Annotated in this window: 11 protein-coding genes; 9 read left to right on the forward strand and 2 right to left on the reverse strand. The window is 67.4% G+C overall.

Going from position 1 to position 16071, the window contains the following annotated elements:
• Positions 1-133: 133 nt before the first annotated feature.
• From LH390_RS02090 to eccB, 5 genes are all read left to right on the forward strand, one after another.
• Positions 134-853, forward strand: a complete 720-nt coding sequence (locus tag LH390_RS02090) for a hypothetical protein (RefSeq protein ID WP_227280821.1) — start codon at positions 134-136, stop codon at positions 851-853.
• A complete protein-coding gene (gene truA, locus LH390_RS02095) occupies positions 853-1710 on the forward strand; it encodes a tRNA pseudouridine(38-40) synthase TruA (protein ID WP_227280820.1) in 858 nt (285 codons plus the stop codon). Before LH390_RS02090 ends, truA begins: the two co-directional genes overlap by 1 nt.
• 169 nt (positions 1711-1879) lie before the next feature.
• Complete coding sequence (locus LH390_RS02100; RefSeq protein WP_227280819.1) at positions 1880-4702, forward strand: DUF6541 family protein; 2823 nt, start codon at positions 1880-1882, stop codon at positions 4700-4702.
• 290 nt (positions 4703-4992) lie between these two features.
• On the forward strand, positions 4993-5304 hold the full coding sequence (locus LH390_RS02105) for a hypothetical protein (protein ID WP_227280818.1): 312 nt from the start codon (positions 4993-4995) through the stop codon (positions 5302-5304).
• 206 nt (positions 5305-5510) lie between these two features.
• The gene (gene eccB, locus LH390_RS02110; protein ID WP_227280817.1) at positions 5511-6800 is read left to right on the forward strand and encodes a type VII secretion protein EccB; all 1290 of its coding nucleotides are present in this window, start codon (positions 5511-5513) and stop codon (positions 6798-6800) included.
• Here eccB and LH390_RS02115 read toward each other — a convergent pair.
• Positions 6797-8068 carry a S8 family serine peptidase gene (locus LH390_RS02115; RefSeq protein ID WP_227280816.1) on the reverse strand — a complete coding sequence of 424 codons (1272 nt, stop codon included), beginning with the start codon at positions 8066-8068 and terminating at the stop codon, positions 6797-6799. The two genes, eccB and LH390_RS02115, sit on opposite strands and share 4 nt — an antisense overlap.
• A 35-nt stretch (positions 8069-8103) precedes the next feature.
• Complete coding sequence (gene eccD / locus LH390_RS02120) at positions 8104-9471, reverse strand: type VII secretion integral membrane protein EccD (RefSeq protein ID WP_227280815.1); 1368 nt, start codon at positions 9469-9471, stop codon at positions 8104-8106.
• Positions 9472-9740: 269 nt separating this feature from the next.
• Here eccD and eccCa point away from each other — a divergent pair, with 269 nt between their 5' ends.
• The 4 genes from eccCa to LH390_RS02140 all read left to right on the forward strand — a co-directional run bounded on the left by eccCa (position 9741) and on the right by LH390_RS02140 (position 15677).
• A complete protein-coding gene (gene eccCa / locus LH390_RS02125) occupies positions 9741-13457 on the forward strand; it encodes a type VII secretion protein EccCa (RefSeq protein ID WP_274709752.1) in 3717 nt (1238 codons plus the stop codon).
• On the forward strand, positions 13454-14734 hold the full coding sequence (locus LH390_RS02130; protein ID WP_227288257.1) for a type VII secretion-associated protein: 1281 nt from the start codon (positions 13454-13456) through the stop codon (positions 14732-14734). The genes eccCa and LH390_RS02130 overlap by 4 nt, the downstream gene beginning before the upstream one ends.
• A gap of 276 nt (positions 14735-15010) precedes the next feature.
• A complete protein-coding gene (locus tag LH390_RS02135; protein WP_227280812.1) occupies positions 15011-15328 on the forward strand; it encodes a WXG100 family type VII secretion target in 318 nt (105 codons plus the stop codon).
• A gap of 61 nt (positions 15329-15389) precedes the next feature.
• Positions 15390-15677: a WXG100 family type VII secretion target gene (locus tag LH390_RS02140; protein WP_227280811.1), complete on the forward strand. Its 288-nt coding sequence runs from the start codon at positions 15390-15392 to the stop codon at positions 15675-15677.
• The last annotated feature ends 394 nt before the right edge of the window (positions 15678-16071 follow it).

The raw sequence follows: 16071 nt of genomic DNA on the forward strand, positions 1-16071 counted from the left end.
GCGGGAATCGAGCCTGAGTAGGACACGCGGAGCCGCCGCCACCTTCCGGTAACCTGCCGGTAGGAGGTGGCGGCTCTTGCTACGCTTGGTACCTTGGCCCGCACCCTCGCCGGGCCTGAGTGTGAAGGAGAACATGGGCACTATGAAGCAGGCGCCCCGGTGCGGAATCGCGCTGGCCGCGGCGGCCGTTGTGCAGGCTGTCGGCTGGTTGATTGCCGTTGTACTGATGAGGGGTGAATACTCGGGGAGTTTCAGCCTGACCAGCGATGTCGGCACACCCGGCTGCGCTGATATCACCGACGCGTTTTCTCCCCGGTATGTGTGCAGTCCGGGGTACGGCTGGTTCTTTGGTGCACAGGTCCTCTGCGCCGTGCTGCTGTTCGGTGCGGGAGTGTCCATGGCGCGGCTGCGCGCACGCTCCGGGCGCCCGCTAGCAGGGGCGCGCGCGGTGGGCTTCGCCGTTGCCGCGACAGGGGGCGCCTGGCTGGTGGCGGCTCTGGGGCAGTTCTTCGCCGTGGGCTGGCTGCACCAGGTGGGTTGGGCTGTGGCGATGCTCGCCGTGTGGAGCGCGTGCGTGGCAACTGCGCTGGCTGCACGGCGCGCGCAGATCCCGGTGGGCGATTCTGTCGCAGCTGCGCCAGGCTTGGTCGGCCGCCCGATGGTCGTTGTGGCAACAATCTGCGCGGTGCTCATGGCCGCTGGGATGGCGCTGCTGGTCGCAGCGGCGCTGCGGGATGTGCCGTTGGCGCCGGTCGGTCGCTACGAGCAGATCTTCCTTGCTGCTGCCGGGGTGTGGCTGGTGGCGTTGTGCGCTGCGTTGATGAGCCTGCCGCGGCGCCTGGGGGTGGCGTGATGGCGCTGCCTGAGGCGATGGTGCGCCTGCGCCTGGATCTGGCCTATGACGGGACGGATTTTCATGGCTGGGCCCGGCAAAAGGATCCGCAGTTGCGGACGGTGCAGGCGGTTGTGGAGGATGCGTTTTCGCTGGTGCTGCGGGTCCCGGTGGCTCTGACGGTGGCGGGGCGCACCGATGCCGGGGTGCATGCATCCGGCCAGGTGGCCCACTGCGATATTCCGGCCAGCGCGCTGGAGCAGCGCAGCATTGATGGCGATCCGGCGCGGCTGGTGCGCCGCATGTCCCGGCTGCTGCCAGAAGATATTCGACTCAGCGCGTGCACTCTGGCCCCGGAGGGCTTTGATGCGCGCTTTTCCGCCCTGCGCCGCCACTACCGGTACCGGGTAACCACGGCTAGTGCTGGCGTGTTGCCCACCCGGGTGCGCGAAACCGCGTGGTGGGCCAAGCCGGTTGATGTGCAAGCGATGCAGCGCTGCGCGGATGAGCTGATTGGCCTGCATGATTTTGCGGCGTTTTGTAAGGCGCGCCCGCATGCCACGACGGTACGCGACGTGCAGAGTTTTGTGTGGCGCGATATTTCTACGCCGACGCAGCCGCAGCTGTATGAGGCACAGGTCAGTGCGGATGCCTTTTGTTGGTCGATGGTGCGCTCGCTGGTGGGCTGCTGTCTGGTGGTGGGGGAGGGGCGTCGAGAAGCGGGCTTTGCTGCGGAGGTCTTGGAGCTGCGCTCGCGTTCCTCCCGGGTTCCGGTCGCCCCCGCCTGCGGCTTGGACTTGGTTGGCGTGGAGTACCCGGATGCGGCCGAGTTGGCGGCCCGTGCGGAGGTAACGCGCGCGCGGCGGTCGCTGTCATGAGGGGCTGTTTGGCCCCGCCGGTGCAGGCAAACGTTAGAATCGATGCGACTGTGTCTCCCCTTGTCCCGCGGGAGCCGGCGGGGCGTCCTGGCCACACGCCGGGCGCGGCGGGTATTTTATGGGGGACATTACCGGCTCGAGGAGCAGAAAGGACAACAGGCGCCTGCTGATGGATACCGCCACTATCGTGTACCTTTCGGTGCTCATCCTCGTTGTACCGGGTTTTTTGCTCAACTGGGCGTCTGGGTTAAAGGTTCCGTGGGCGCTCGCGGGGGCGTTGCCGGTGAGCTTCGGTTTGTTTGGTCTGGCGGCGTGGCTGCTGGGGCTGACTCCGTGGCGCTATGACGTGGCAACCGTCACCGTGTTGTGGGTGTTGTTGCTGGTGCTGGCGCTGGCGTGGCGTGGCGGGTGCGCGTGGTGGCGGCGTCGGCACGCGGTGGTGGCCCCGGAGCGGTCGGCGCGGGGATGGCCGGCGACGACGTCGCTGAACACCGCTGCGCAAGCGGCCTCGGCAGGCGCCCCGGCGACGGCCAAGGCGCCACCGGTGGCGGTGTTTCCTGCGGCCCGCCCCAAGCCCGGGCGACCCGTTGCGGCTCCGGAGGCGCCCGCCGCGGTGTTGGCCGCGGTGGTCTTTGTTGATCCGCAGGCGGACATCCTCAACAATGCGGCGGATCTGGCGGCGGCGACGGGATTGGCTGCGGCGACGCGGGGGCGTCGGCACGCGGGATTGTTGGAATCCGTGCGGGCAGTGGAGTCCGTCAAGGGTGCGGCGGATGCGCAGCCTGAGGTTGTGGCCGCCGTGGCTGCACCGCGGACCATTGAGCCGGCCACGGCCACCGCGCTCGCAGACGCGCACGATGCTGAGCAGGCCGGTGGCGCGGCAGCGCGCGCGAAACGCTGGCTGCGCGGCGCCCTGGGGCTGGATGGGACGGCTGGGTGGCGGTTCTGGCAGGACCCGCAGCGCCGCGCCGGCTCAGTGGCGGATCCGGTGTGGGCGATCCCCGGCATTGGCGTGATCATTGGCGCCTGGGCGATCATCGCTCAGTCCTTCTCTTTCCTGGAGGAAACCCCGGACAAGCTGGACAACATTTTCCAGGGTTGGGATGTGCAGTGGCACGCCAACGTCGTGCGTTTCATCCTGGAAGAAGGCATCGCGTCGCCCACGCGGATGGGGGAGCTGCACAATATTGAAACCCACAACAGCATGTACTACCCCAGCGGGTGGCATGCCGGGGTGTACTTCATCGCCGAGTTGTTGGGCGTGTCCCCGGTGGAGGCCGTCAACGTGGCCAGCATCGTTGTGCCGGGTCTGGGCCTGCCGCTGTCGGTGGGCCTGCTGGCGTGGAAGATGATGCGCTCCCGCGGGATGACCACGCAGCTGGGTGCCGCCCTGGGTGCGCTGATGATTCCCGGGGCGCCCGCGGTGTACTGGGTGGGCAGCTACGTGGGCGCGTGGCCCTATGTTGCGGCCATTGCGGTGACGGGGATTGTCACGGCGATGTTCATGACGGTGCCGTACCGCCCCTCTTTCATCTTCGCCGCGGCGATGGCGCTGATGGGCATGACGCAGATGCATCCGTCCTCGGCGACGGTCGTTGTCGGCGCGCTGCTGCTGTGGTGGCTGCTCTACCTGGTCTTTGCGCCATCGACTGCGCCAAGCGGGCTGCGCGCTGCCATTCGGGTGCGGCTTCACGACGTCGCCGTACTCGCCGTCGCAGGCATCATCGGGGTGCTCATCTTGCTTCCGCAGCTGCTCGTCGGCTCGGAGGTCACCGAGGAAGTGGCAGCGTTCTCCGGGCAAGAAGACGTCACCGCCGGCGAGGCCTGGATGAAGGCGCTGACCATGAACACCCGGCACGTCGACAGCTTCGGCGACTTTGACCTGCGCTGGGTGCTGTGGGCGGCGGCGATCGGCGGGATAGTGCTCATCTTCTGGCGCCGCAACCTGTGGGCCCCGCTGTTCTACCTGTTCAGCCTGGCCGTAACAGCCAACGCGCTGACCCCGCTGGGCGATCCGTGGACAGACTGGCTGGGATTCATCGGCGGGCTGCACTACTCCATGGCCCACCGCCTGGTCATGCCCGTGGGCATGTACTGCTTCGCCGCCGCCGGAGTGGGCATAGCGGTGCTCATCCGACTGGTCACCCTCGGGCCGGTGACGCGCTGGCGGCGCTGGACCACGCTGGCCTCCATCTTGCTGGCCATCCCCGTGGCCTGGGGCGTCTACGTTCACCAGACCGATGAGATTCATCGCGGCGCCAGGTGGGCCATCACCGCCTCCCGCTTTGATGACCGCATGGTCAGCGCCTATGACCGCAAGGCCTTCGACTGGCTGGCCAAACAACCCCACGCCTTTGACGGCATGATCATGGGCGAGCCCGCCGACGGGCACGGCTGGATGTACGCCTACAACGGGCTGCCGTCCGTCATGCGCCACTACGACTGGCCCAGCGATGACCGCGAGTCAGATACCCGACTGCTCTACTGGTGGGGCAACGCCCTCGGTGCCGGCAACCCGGGCGCCCCCAACGAACGCAACCACGTTGACGAGGCCGCCGAGCGCATGCACGTCAAGTACTACTACCTGTCGCCCGGAAACTTCTGGCCCGCGCAGGAATACAACGCCAGGATTAACGACGGCCTGTGGGTCACCCCCGGCGTCACCGCCGTCTACGCAGACCACAACGTCACCATCTTCGCCGTCAACGACGCCTTCACCGACGCCGAACTGACCGCCATGCGCGAAAGCGGAGACTCACCCGACCCCCTCGATGAGCGCAACCCGGTGCGCACCAAGGCACAGGCCGGCGTAGCCACCGGCGCCGACGACGCAGACGAGCCGTACTATCATCGGCCCACCGAGCCCAACAACTACAAGGGCGAACACGAGCTGGGCCCCGAGGACGATCCGGAGAAGGCGCGATCGCCGTTCAAGGACGCCGACGGCGACGGCTACGACGACTTCACTGGGCAGAAGATCCCCACGCTGTAGCGCGTGGGGATGTGGGGGCGCACAGGGCGTGGGGGTGTGTCGGTGCGCGATGGGCCGGAGGGGGAGCACGCCCGTGGTGGGGATCCGGTTGCTCAGTGACGGGGTGGTGTGGCGGCTGCGGTGCTGGTGGGGCGCAGTGAGATAAATAACAAAACCCTAGCCAGCAGAGGTGCTATCTGCCTATTGTTGAGCACCAGGAAGCTGGAGCTTGCGCAGTTTCATGAGAGTGATACCGGAAAACAGAGCTACCCCCTGATTCAGGGATAGCGCCACATGAAGGGAGAAAACTCATGTCAACCAAGAAGCTGTCCATCGCAGCAGCGTGCGCCGTGGCGGCGAGCGCATTAGTAGGCCCGGCCGTAGCCCAGGGGGCAACCCAGGACGATGCCTGCACGGTGTATAGAGAGTCGAACTACGTGAAGGCGACGTGCACCAACGACACCGACTCGCCAAAAACCATCAACCTGTATGTCAACTGCCAACCCAATCCCATAACCAAGCCGCGGTCAACCAAGCCCATCGCTGCGCACCAGACCGAATCGCTGAGCACCGTCTGCGGCGGCTGGTCCACGGTGCAGGGGGCGTACGCCAACCTGAGCTAGAGATCTGCTTAAAACAGCGCTGACCGGCAGTCCTCCCTTGTGGGGTGGGCTGCCGGTTATCTTCTTTAGCGAGCTCACGGTCGCGGTGACCGGTGACATGCGGGTGCAGGGTTGCTGGACACCCCGGTCCCCTTCCGCTTGCGTGGGAGAACCGCTAGGATGATTCGGCGGAGGGAGAAAACACCACACTTTTCGGGGGGAAAATCATGGCCGCTTCTGGCTTTGTCGCGCCCACAACGCGGGCGCAGGTCACTGGGCACCGCTTCCTGGTGCGGCGGGTCCACCACGGGCTCGTTTTTGGCGATATTCGTATGATCCATGATCCGCTGGCCAGGCGGCGTCGCGCGCTGATCTTTGGGCTGGTGGCCACCGTGTTGCTCAGCCTCGGGGCGGGGCTGTTTGCCCTGGTGTCACCGCGTGCGCAGCCGCGCGATGCCACGATCCTGCGGGCTAGCAGCGGGCAGCTGTACGTGCGGGTGGATGACACGGTCCATGCGGTGAACAATCTGGCTTCTGCGCGGTTGATTGCCGGTGCGCCCGATAAGCCCGCGGCGGTGTCTGATGCGGCCCTGGCGGGCTTCCACCATGGGCCGACGGTGGGCATCGTGGATGCGCCGGGGTTTAGCGCCCCATCGCTTTCCGACGCCCACTGGGCACTGTGTTCCGGGCCTGGTGCGGATGCGCAGGCGCGCACCGTTGTGCGCTTCGGGCAGGCACCGGTGGCGCTGTCCGAGTCTCAAGGCATTCTGGCCCGCGCCCACGGCACGGACATGCTGATCACTGCATCTGGGCGGGCCATCATGCCCGCAGCGCACACACCCCAGGGCAGGGCGCTGCGCCGCCGGCTGGGCATCACGGATGCTACGCCCTTGTGGACGCCCCCTGCGGCAGTACTTAGCGCCATTGTTGAGCGCCCCGCGTTGTCCTGGCCCAGCCCGCTGCCGCAGGTCATTGACACGGAGGAGGAATCGTGGATAGCGCACGATAACGCGGTGCGCCCCATTACTCGATTGCAGCGTGACCTGCTGGCAGATCTGGGCGCGCCGGTGCGGGTGCGCACGCCTGAGGAGATGTCCGCACTGCCGGATCTGGGTGGGGACTACGTGGTGCAGCTGCCGGCTCAGGAGCTGGACTTCATTGACCCAGCCCAGAGTCCACCGTGCGCGATTGATGATGGCTCCACCGTCGGCGTGCTCGATGGCACGGATGGCCTGAGCAGTGGTGTGGAGCTTCCCGAGTCTGCGGACGGGGCCTTCCACGCAGACGCCTTCCACAGCCCCGCCGATGCGGCTGGCGCCCGGGCGGTTGACACCGGGGCGGGCATTCACGTCATTGGGGCAGACGGGGTGCGCCATGGGCTGCCTCATCCGGAGGATAGACAGGTGCTGGGCCTATCCGACCCGCAGCCTGCCCCCTGGCCGGTGATCTCCGTCCTGCCGCAGGGCACCCCGCTGGACCGGGAGCATGCGCTGCGCGTCCAGGTGGTGGGCAGCTAGGTCAGCTGGGGGCGCTGGCGGCGGGGTGCGCTCCCGTGGATGATGCCCGCCACGACTACGCCCAGGGCACTGGCCGCTGCCAACACCAGGCTGAGTGCGGTGGCGCGGCGCGCCGCCCGGGTATCTGCCGGGTGTGCTGGCGCGATGCTTCGCGCGGGCGCCGGTGACTCGCCGTAGGCGGGAACCCCGACGGTGCTGGTGGCGTGGGCGATGTTGATGCCTCCCCAGGGCGGCTGGGCGGCGGCACGCAGCACGGCACGAACATCGGCGGCAGAGTAATCGGGATGGCGTTGGATGATCAACGCCGCCGTACCGGCAATAACCGGCGCGGCAAAGCTGGTGCCGGCAAATGGAGTCGCCTGGTGTGGTCGCCCCGCCGGGCCGGAACCCAAACCGATGGCAAGGCCGTGGCCATCGGGGCTTAAGGCCACCGGGGCGAGTCCCGCGGCGGCAAGACTGGCGGCGCCAGGGGCGGCGGGCAGGGCGTAGTCGGCGCGATTGTGCGCATCGGACGTGGCCGTCACGGCGAGCACGGTGGGTGAATGTGCGGGATAGACCACGGAGGTGGCGTCGCAGTCCCCGGTCGTGTTTCCTGCCGCGGCAATGACCACCGTGCCCGCGGCCTCTGCCTTGCTCAACGCAGCGTCGAGGCCGCTGGTGTCGAGGCGGCCGGCAGTATCGGCGGGCACGCAGGCGACGACGGACATATTAATTACTCGGGCACCGGCGGTGACGGCGGCGTCGATAGCCGTGGCCAGGGAGGCGAGGGTACCGCGGTGTGCTTGGCTGGCATCGGAATCCGCCGAGTCCGTGTCTTCCTCCCCTTGGGTTCGGCGCGCGTGCGCGGAGGACTGGCGGATGGACAGCAGCGTGGCGTCGGGGGCGATTCCCACGGACAGAGGCTCGTCGCCGTGGCCGGGATTGGCGGCGATGATTCCGGCGACGATGGTGCCGTGGCCGTCGCAATCACGCAGCGCGTTCGCATCACTCGGGTCCACCAGATCCGGCCCGGCCTTCAGGCGGGGCAGTAGCCGATGGGCGCTGACCCCCGTATCAATGACCGCGACCGTGACCCCGGCGCCGGTGGCCAGCCGGTGGGCATCCCGCAGCTGATCGGGATCGACCTGTGGATGGGCGGGCTGCGCGCCGGGCTGCGGGGCAATCGGGTACAGCGGACTCGCGCATGCGGCGCCGGGGTCCGTCTCGGTTGGTTCGGCGCCGACGGGCAGGGGTGTTGAGGCGGCGAGCAGCACACCGGCCAACGGCATAACCCACCTGCGGGACCACAAAGGTGGAAGCGTAATCATCCCAGCCCCCGGATCAGCGCGAACAGGCCCATCAGGTGGGCGGCGAGGGGGAAGACGGCGGCAACCAGCAGCGATTCGGCCTTTTCTAGCCAGGCCACCGTGGTGGGTTGGGGGGAGCCGAGCCGCGAGATCCATAGCGGACTACTCAGCGCGGTCATTCCGGTGATACCAACGATGGCCGCCGCTATTGGGTGTGCGTGGACGCTGGTTCCCGCCACCGCTGCTCCCAGCATCCCCGCGACCGCAAGCGTGCCGTAGGACAGGCGGCACCCCGGGGTGATGTGGCGCAGGCCATGGAAGATCACGCCACCGGCTACCGCGATGCCCAGCACCAGCCCGAAGGCGGAATGAACGGTGTCTTGGCGAGCAGCTAACCCCATGAGCACCAACGCTGGGCCGGCACTGGCAGCGACTCCTGCGGTGATGCCGGTGTGTATTCGGCGGGCGCGCGCGGCACGCTGCGTGACGTGTGGGTCTGCGGTGTCACTGGCCGCAAGATCCTCCCCGGCGGTGGGCAGCACGGGTACTCGCAACCCGGACAGTGCCGTTGCCAGGCCGGGTGTGCTCAGCAACACACCCATCCCTGCCGCGCACACAGCTGCGCTGGCACCCAGCAGGGTTCGGGAAATGGCCCAGCCACCCAGGCCGCACCCGACCAGCGCCAGGGCGGTCATCCCCGCGCACACAGTGCTCACGCCCCAGCCCCGGATGCGCAGCCACGCGGGAATAAGCACGCCGAGGACACCCAGGAGGGTCGCGGTGGCGATCACGGCCGGAAGGCTGGCGTGGGCAAGCGCCCCGGAAGCCCCCGCCCTGACCCACAGGGCGCCGCTGGCTACCAGGCAGGATATGGCCGCACAGCACACCTCGGTGAGCTCGCGGCACCACACCACAATGGCCAATAGACTGCCGCCGAGTATTCCTGCGATGGCCCAGGCCGGCAGCCAGGGAACAGCCAGCGCGGCCAGGCCCACCGCGCCGAGCAGGCAGCATAGGGTGGCGGTGGTGCGTTCGGGAAGCACCAGGTCGCCGTGGGGCCACGGCGAGTGCCGGGAGTCCGTGGCGGCGAGAGCCTCGGCGGCATCGCGGATCACGGGGGCCGGACGCGACTCGGTTGGTTCGACGATGATGAGGCTGCCATCGCGCACGGGAGTGTGGGCGAGGGCGACGGCGGCGTCGATAAGCACTCCGGCGGGGGTGCGCGCCTGCCAGGGGCGTGCGGGACGGGGAGCCGCGCACAGGTCGGCGGCTTCTGGCAGGACGTCTGCGAGCGCGCAGCTCGCCGGGATGGTCAGGTCCGATTCTCGCTGGCAGCCGCCCACGATGAAACGCATGGTCACCCGTCTGAGGTGATCGGTAGGCATGGGCACAGTTATTTCCCCCTTTGTGCACGTCAGTGACCGCGTGGCCGAACCCCCAAGGCGGGCTCCGCGGCTGATGCGGGGGAAGAAGATTTTTCTTGAACCCCCGATTGGTGACCATGATGGCCTATACTGGCGGCCATGTCCACACCCCGGGGGGAATTCGGGGTGATAACCGCAGCCTCAGGATCCGGCACACACGCCCGGTGAGCTGGGGGAAGATACACAATCGGGGGGAAATTTTGGTGGCCACCACCGCCTTGTCACACGCCATGACACCCATCGACGATGACGCCTTTGTCATCGCCACACGCACCTTTGAGCAACGCGAACCGGTTCCCACGGTGGGCAGCGAGCCGCTGCGTGCCGAGCCCATTCCGCCGGCCAACCGCCCCGGGTCTACCCCCTTATTGCGGCTGCTCATGCCGGTGGTCATGGTCGCCGCGATGGCTGCGATGATCATCGTCATGGTGGTCTCCGCGGGGACCATCAATCCCATGATGCTGGTTATGCCGCTGATGATGGGCATGAGCTTTCTTATGATGTTTTCTCCACCCGCAGGGGCGGATACGGACGAGACTCGACGTACCTACCTGCGCCACCTTGGCCACCTGCGCGAAGCCGCCCTGGCCAGGGGAGATGAACAGCGCGCCGCCGAGCTGCACCGCAACCCCCACCCGGAGGACTTGGGGTGGCTGGTGGGTACCGCCCGGCAGTGGGAACGCGCGCCGGAAGACCCCGACGCCCTCCACGTGCGCGTGGGCACCGGACCTGCCGCCCTGTGCACCCCCGTGGAGGTGGGGGAGGCCGGCGCGGCAGAAGACCTAGACCCGGTGTGTGCGGTCTCCCTGCGGGCGACGGTGCGCGCGGTCAATACCGTCGGCGGGATGCCGGTGGTCATCGCGCTTCCCGCATTCCGCCTGATCAGCCTGAACGGTCCTGGTGCGGCGGGGCTCGCGCGCGCCCTTATCTGCCAGCTGGCGGTGGCCCACGGGCCAGAAGCCGTGTCCGTGGAGATCCTCGGCGGGCATGCGCAGCAGTGGCAGTGGCACAAATGGTTGCCGCATTCCGCGCGGGTGCCGCAGGCGCGCCACCGGGTGCTCATCGCCGTCGGCCAGGCCGGAAATGACTACATCACCAGCACCGAGGAGACTCCCTTTACGGTGGTCATTGGTGTTGATGCCGGCGATCACGGTCCGCTCCACCAGCGCGCTGCGGAGGAGGGCCTGGCGCTGACTATCACCGACCGGCTGCTTGTCCACACCGCAGACGGGACCGAAGACATTGGGGCGGCGGACACGCTGCGCGTCGAGCAGGCCTGCCATCTCGCCCGCGCCTTGGCTGCGTATCGACGCCCCACCACCGCCACCGCGCACACCCACTCGGCCGCCTCCGGGCTCCTGGGTCTCCTCGGCTGGCGCGCCCTCGACGACCTCACCGCGCCCGCGCTGTGGCCGCCGCGACCGGCCAGCAGGCGCCTCGCCGTCCCCTTGGGACTTGTCACCGCAGCCACGCCCGGCCAGCCGGAGGCAACACCGCTGGTCATTGACCTGAAAGAATCCGCCCACGGGGGCATGGGGCCCCACGGGCTATGCATCGGGGCCACCGGGTCCGGGAAGTCCGAGCTGCTGCGCACCCTGGTTGCCGCCCTCGCCGCAACGCACAGCCCGGAAGAACTCAACTTTGTCCTGGTGGACTTCAAGGGCGGGGCGACCTTCTTGGGACTAGACCGCCTGCCACACACCTCCGCGGTGATCACCAACCTTGAAGAAGAATCCGTGCTGGTCGAGCGCATGCGAGACGCGATCTCCGGGGAGCTCAATAGGCGCCAGGAGGTGCTGCGCCAGGCAGGAAACTGCGCCAACGTCACGGACTACAACACCGCCCGCGCCGCCGACCCGACCCTCGCGCCGCTGCCCGCGCTGCTCATCGTGCTCGACGAGTTTTCTGAACTGCTGGCACAACACCCAGACTTTGCAGACCTCTTTGTTGCCGTGGGACGCCTGGGCCGCTCCCTGCACGTCCACCTCCTGCTGGCCAGCCAACGCCTCGACGAAGGCCGACTGCGCGGACTCGATTCTCACCTGTCCTACCGCATTGGTCTGCGCACGTTTTCCGCCGCAGAATCCCGCCAGGTCCTCGGTGTACCGGACGCCCACCAGCTGCCCTCACGCCCCGGGGCCGGCTACCTCAAGGCCGACGCGGACGGGGTGGTAGGTTTCCAGGCAGCTTATGTCTCCGGGCCCGCACCTCGGCTCGCGCAGCTACCTGGATCTACCCCAGACAGCCCGAGCGCCGAGCCGGACGTTCACATTGCGCCCTTCTACCGGCGCGATGACGGCGAGGAGCGCAGCCAGGCAGAGGTGGTTCTGGATGATTCCACGACCGTTCTCGACGGCATTGTGGACGTGTGCGTGGCTGCCGCCGCCCAGCGGAATCAGCAGGCCCACCGCATCTGGCTGCCGCCGCTGCCAGAACACATTGGGCTCGCCCAGCTTTCTCACCAGGAGGGAACTGGCGATGCAGATGCGAGCGGGTCGTCTGGGTGCCAGGCTGCCGTGGGCATCATCGATCGCCCCTACAAGCAACGCCAAGACCACCTCGTCCTGGACTTTTCTCGCGGCGGCGGACACCTGGCCCTGTGCGGTGGGCCGCGGACGGGCAAGACCACGGCGTTGCGGACCATTATCGCCGCGCTTGCCCTGCGCTACTCGCCAGACCAGGTCAGCTTTTACGTCCTTGACCTCGGCGGCGGCGGGCTAGACTACCTCTCCACCTTGCCGCATGTGGCCGGGGTAGCCGGGCGCAGCCAGCCCGAGCGCGTCGAGCGGATCATCGATGAAGTCACCACACTGATCTGCGACGGCCCTGCCGGACACGGGGAAACCTTCCTGGTCATCGACGGATGGCACAGCGTGTGCACAGATTTTGAGGACCTGGTCGAGCCGATTACCTCCATGGCTGCCGACGGCCCCGCCGCCCGCGTCCACCTCATCATCACCACCCCACGCTGGACGCTCCTGCGTCCCGCCATCCGGGACCTGATGACCATGCGCATGGAGCTGCGCCTCGGCGAGGCGATGGATTCGCTCATCGACCGCAAAGCACAACAGCAGCTCCCCGCCCGACCGGGGCGCGGCATCACCCATGAGGGAGAACCCATGCTGCTGGCATGTACCGCCAACCAAGATGTCGCCCATATTGCCCGGCAGTGCGCCCAGCGCGGCGATCGCCCCGTTGCGCCGCTGAAGGTGCTGCCCGAATCCATCGGCCGCGATCAGCTGCCCTCCACCGGCGCGGGGATTGCCTGTGCGATCGGCGGACCGCGCTTGACCTCGGTGGCCTGGGACTTTGATAGCAGCCCGCACCTGGTGGCTATGGGTACTCGCGGGTGCGGCAAATCGACGCTGCTCGCCAGCCTGGCAGAAGGGGTCTGCGCTCTGGGTCGGGATGCCGCGCGCATCGTGTTTATTGATCAACGCCGCTCCCACCTGGGCGACATCCCCGAAGACATGCTCGCCGCCTACGCCGCCACGAGCGACGCGGTGGGCAGCGTGCTCGCCGACACGGTTGCTACCGCCCGCACCCGGCTGCCCGGACCGGACGTCAGCGCCCGCCAACTCAGTGAGCGCAGCTGGTGGCAGGGGCCGGAGTTGTTTGTCTTCATCGACGATTGCGATCTCATCGCCGATCACCATCTAGCCGAGCTCGCCGAGCTGCTGCCGCACGCCCGCGACATCGGCCTCCACCTGGTGGTCGCCCGCAAGGCCGGGGGCGCCGGCAGGGCGCTGTTCCAGCCCTTCCTGTCTGCCCTGAAAGACCAGGTGCCCACGGTGGTGCTTTTCGACGTCGACCGTGACGAGGGCGCGTTGTTTGGCATCAAGCCAACGGCGCAGCGTCCGGGCAGGGCGATCTGGCAGCACGGCGGAACCACGCTGGGAACGATCCACGTGGCGCTTCCCGAATCCGCAAGAAAGGAAACCGCATGACCGAGCAGGCGCTGCCGCAGTGCACAGTGACAATCATGGAGGCGGCAACGGTCATCGCCGGCGCCGATACCGTCTACCGCTACGATCTCGCCGGTCCGCTGCTGACCGCCCCCTGGGCGCGAGTTGCGGTCGTGGAACAAGTTCGCCAGCTCTACGCCCTTGATTTCCCACACCTCACCGTGGTGGTGCACCTCTCCTGGCAACTCGATGCCGCCGAGGTCCAGGCGTTGCTGCTGGCTTTTCGCGATGCGGGGGTCGACGCGACCGCGAATGAAGACCCGCACGCGCCCCAACCAGCACCCGCTGCCGAGACTGGGCCTGCCGATGCCTTGCTTAGCCGCGCCACCCCAGCACTGCCGGAAGGCACAGTGCCGGAGCCACCGGCTACCCCGCATGAGCAGGATGGCCAGTACCGCGAGAGGGAGCCGGAAGCTCAGGGGCTTAACGCCGGCGAACTCGATGACGCTGGCTATGGGGGCTCTGGGCCCTACGGCGATAACCCCTACGGTGATGATCCCTACGGTGATAACCCCTACGGTGACGGTCCTTACAGTGGCGGTCTTTACGGTGACGCCTTGTACGGTGACGGCGGGGGCGATGATGACGGCTATGAGGACATCGATTCCACCATGCGCCTCTACCGCCCGGACCGCAGGCCGTCGCGCACGCGAGGCAGGGTGACACCCATCCATCTGGCAATCGCCGCCGTCGTGGTGGCGGTGGTGGGCCTGTCCTGGTTCTCGTTGGATAACACCGTGGCGCCACCTGCGCTGATGAGCCAGACCGAACACGAAGAACCAGCACAAGACCATGCCGCGCCCTCCTCGACGCCCCCGGAGACTCCGGCGGTGCAGGAAAACCAGCAGCATGAGGCGGGGGTGATGCAAGTGTCCACCCCGGCGGGATTCCACGCCAGTGCGCTCGATGCCAACGGGTTCATCCTCACCGGGGCGGATGCGGACCTGCGCATTCATGTGGCCGCGGACCCGATCTATTCGGTAGCGCCTGCCTCGGTTGTACAAGAGGTTGCAGCGATGGTGGAGGAGGACCCTACGCTGACGCGTATCGACGCCCCCGCTACTCCCGATGAGCGCATGCGGTACCGCGAAACCCCGGGCGATGGGTCTGAAGTGGAGTGGACCACATGGATTTCGCAGGGCTATCACGTCAGCGTTGGGTGCCAGACCCGCCAGCAAGCCACCGTGGCGCAGCGTGCCGCCTGCCGGGTCGCCGTGGATTCCGCGGAGGTGCGCACACCGGCTGGACAGGCTGGTTGATACGGGTGGGAACCGAATGGGCGCGCAATCAGTCAAAGAGAAATAGGACGGTCAGGGCACCGCCTTTCCCGGCACCATCAGGGAAAGCGTGGGAATAAGCGCCCCGTCGGGGGGTTGACCGTTGTTCCGCCAGCGGACGCGCGCATCGCGCGTAGCCGCCGTGGCGGTGGGGCCGCACTGTGGCCGTGCTTGTGCCCACTGAAAGCAAGGAACACTATCCATCACATTTCCGGGGGCAAAAGGTCACCCGGGCGAGTTCGAGGAGGGGCGAACAACATGGCAGGACTATTCCGTACTGAAGCCGACGTCATGGTGGCAACCGCGGGACGCGTGGATGACACCAACAGCCAGGTGCAGGGAGAGCTCACCCGCCTGCAAGGCGTCGTAGACGGGGTGCGTGGCTCCTGGGCCGGCGCCGCGCAGGCCAGCTTTGACAACCTCATGGTCCGCTGGAACACCTCAGCGCGTTCCCTGCGTGAGGCGCTGGACTCCATCAGCCAGAACATCAGGGCAAACGCCCGCAACTTTGAGGGTATGGAAGCCAGCAACGCGCAGGCGTTTTCCAACGTCGGGGGAGCGGGGCTGGCGCTCTAGCTGCCGCAAAACCTGACAGACCAATCGACGCAGGACACACAGAACACAGAAAGGATTCCTCGTGGATCAGATCAAGTACTCGTTCGGGGCTATTGAGGCCGCAGCCGGCGATATCAGCTCCACTTCTGGCCGCATCAACCAGGTGCTCGCTGAGCTCAAGGCACGTCTGGCCCCCATGGTGGCCACCTGGGAAGGCGACTCCGCGGTGGCGTACCAGGCAGCTCAGGAGAAGTGGGACCGCTCGGCAGCAGAGCTCAATGAGATCCTAGCGACCATTTCGCGCACGGTCTCCCAGGGCAATGACCGTATGGCTGACGTCAACCGTGCGGCAGCCGCATCCTGGGGCTAAGCCCAGCTAAATCCTGAAAATGGCCTTGCCAGGACCGCGCGGGCTATCCCGCGGCTGGTCCTGGAGGCTCTTACCGGAGCCGCGGGGTGGAACCTGTGCGCGCTTCCGCCGTTGATCTTCTGCGCAACCGGCCTGTGTGTGCAGCCCGGGCACCACCGGGTTGTGCGGGTCTGCGCAGCTGTCCACAGCGGGGCATCACGGGTGGCGTTTGACGCCGCAGGCTTGCGCATGGGATGTCACCGTGGTGCGGCACACCACGGGGGCTTTCCTCCCCGCGGCCCCTGGAAGAGCCTGAAGAAAGCCCTTGCCCGGCATGCCTGTTGTTTGGTTTTGCAGGATGCCTGGTTTAAAGTTGATCAACTGTGTGTGGATCGCTTCGGCGGTCCCTTATGCG

Origin of the sequence: Corynebacterium uberis (assembly GCF_020616335.1) — a bacterium.
In the GTDB taxonomy this organism is placed as follows: Bacteria; Actinomycetota; Actinomycetes; order Mycobacteriales; family Mycobacteriaceae; genus Corynebacterium; species Corynebacterium uberis.

Coding starts and splice junctions, on each gene's coding strand:
- eccD (WP_227280815.1), bottom strand. CDS start 9,471: ATGCCTACCGATCACCTCAGACGGGTGACCATGCGTTTCATCGTGGGC.
- LH390_RS02130 (WP_227288257.1), top strand. CDS start 13,454: ATGACCGAGCAGGCGCTGCCGCAGTGCACAGTGACAATCATGGAGGCG.
- truA (WP_227280820.1), top strand. CDS start 853: ATGGCGCTGCCTGAGGCGATGGTGCGCCTGCGCCTGGATCTGGCCTAT.
- eccCa (WP_274709752.1), top strand. CDS start 9,741: ATGACACCCATCGACGATGACGCCTTTGTCATCGCCACACGCACCTTT.
- LH390_RS02105 (WP_227280818.1), top strand. CDS start 4,993: ATGTCAACCAAGAAGCTGTCCATCGCAGCAGCGTGCGCCGTGGCGGCG.
- LH390_RS02090 (WP_227280821.1), top strand. CDS start 134: ATGGGCACTATGAAGCAGGCGCCCCGGTGCGGAATCGCGCTGGCCGCG.
- LH390_RS02100 (WP_227280819.1), top strand. CDS start 1,880: ATGGATACCGCCACTATCGTGTACCTTTCGGTGCTCATCCTCGTTGTA.
- eccB (WP_227280817.1), top strand. CDS start 5,511: ATGGCCGCTTCTGGCTTTGTCGCGCCCACAACGCGGGCGCAGGTCACT.
- LH390_RS02135 (WP_227280812.1), top strand. CDS start 15,011: ATGGCAGGACTATTCCGTACTGAAGCCGACGTCATGGTGGCAACCGCG.
- LH390_RS02115 (WP_227280816.1), bottom strand. CDS start 8,068: ATGCCGTTGGCCGGTGTGCTGCTCGCCGCCTCAACACCCCTGCCCGTC.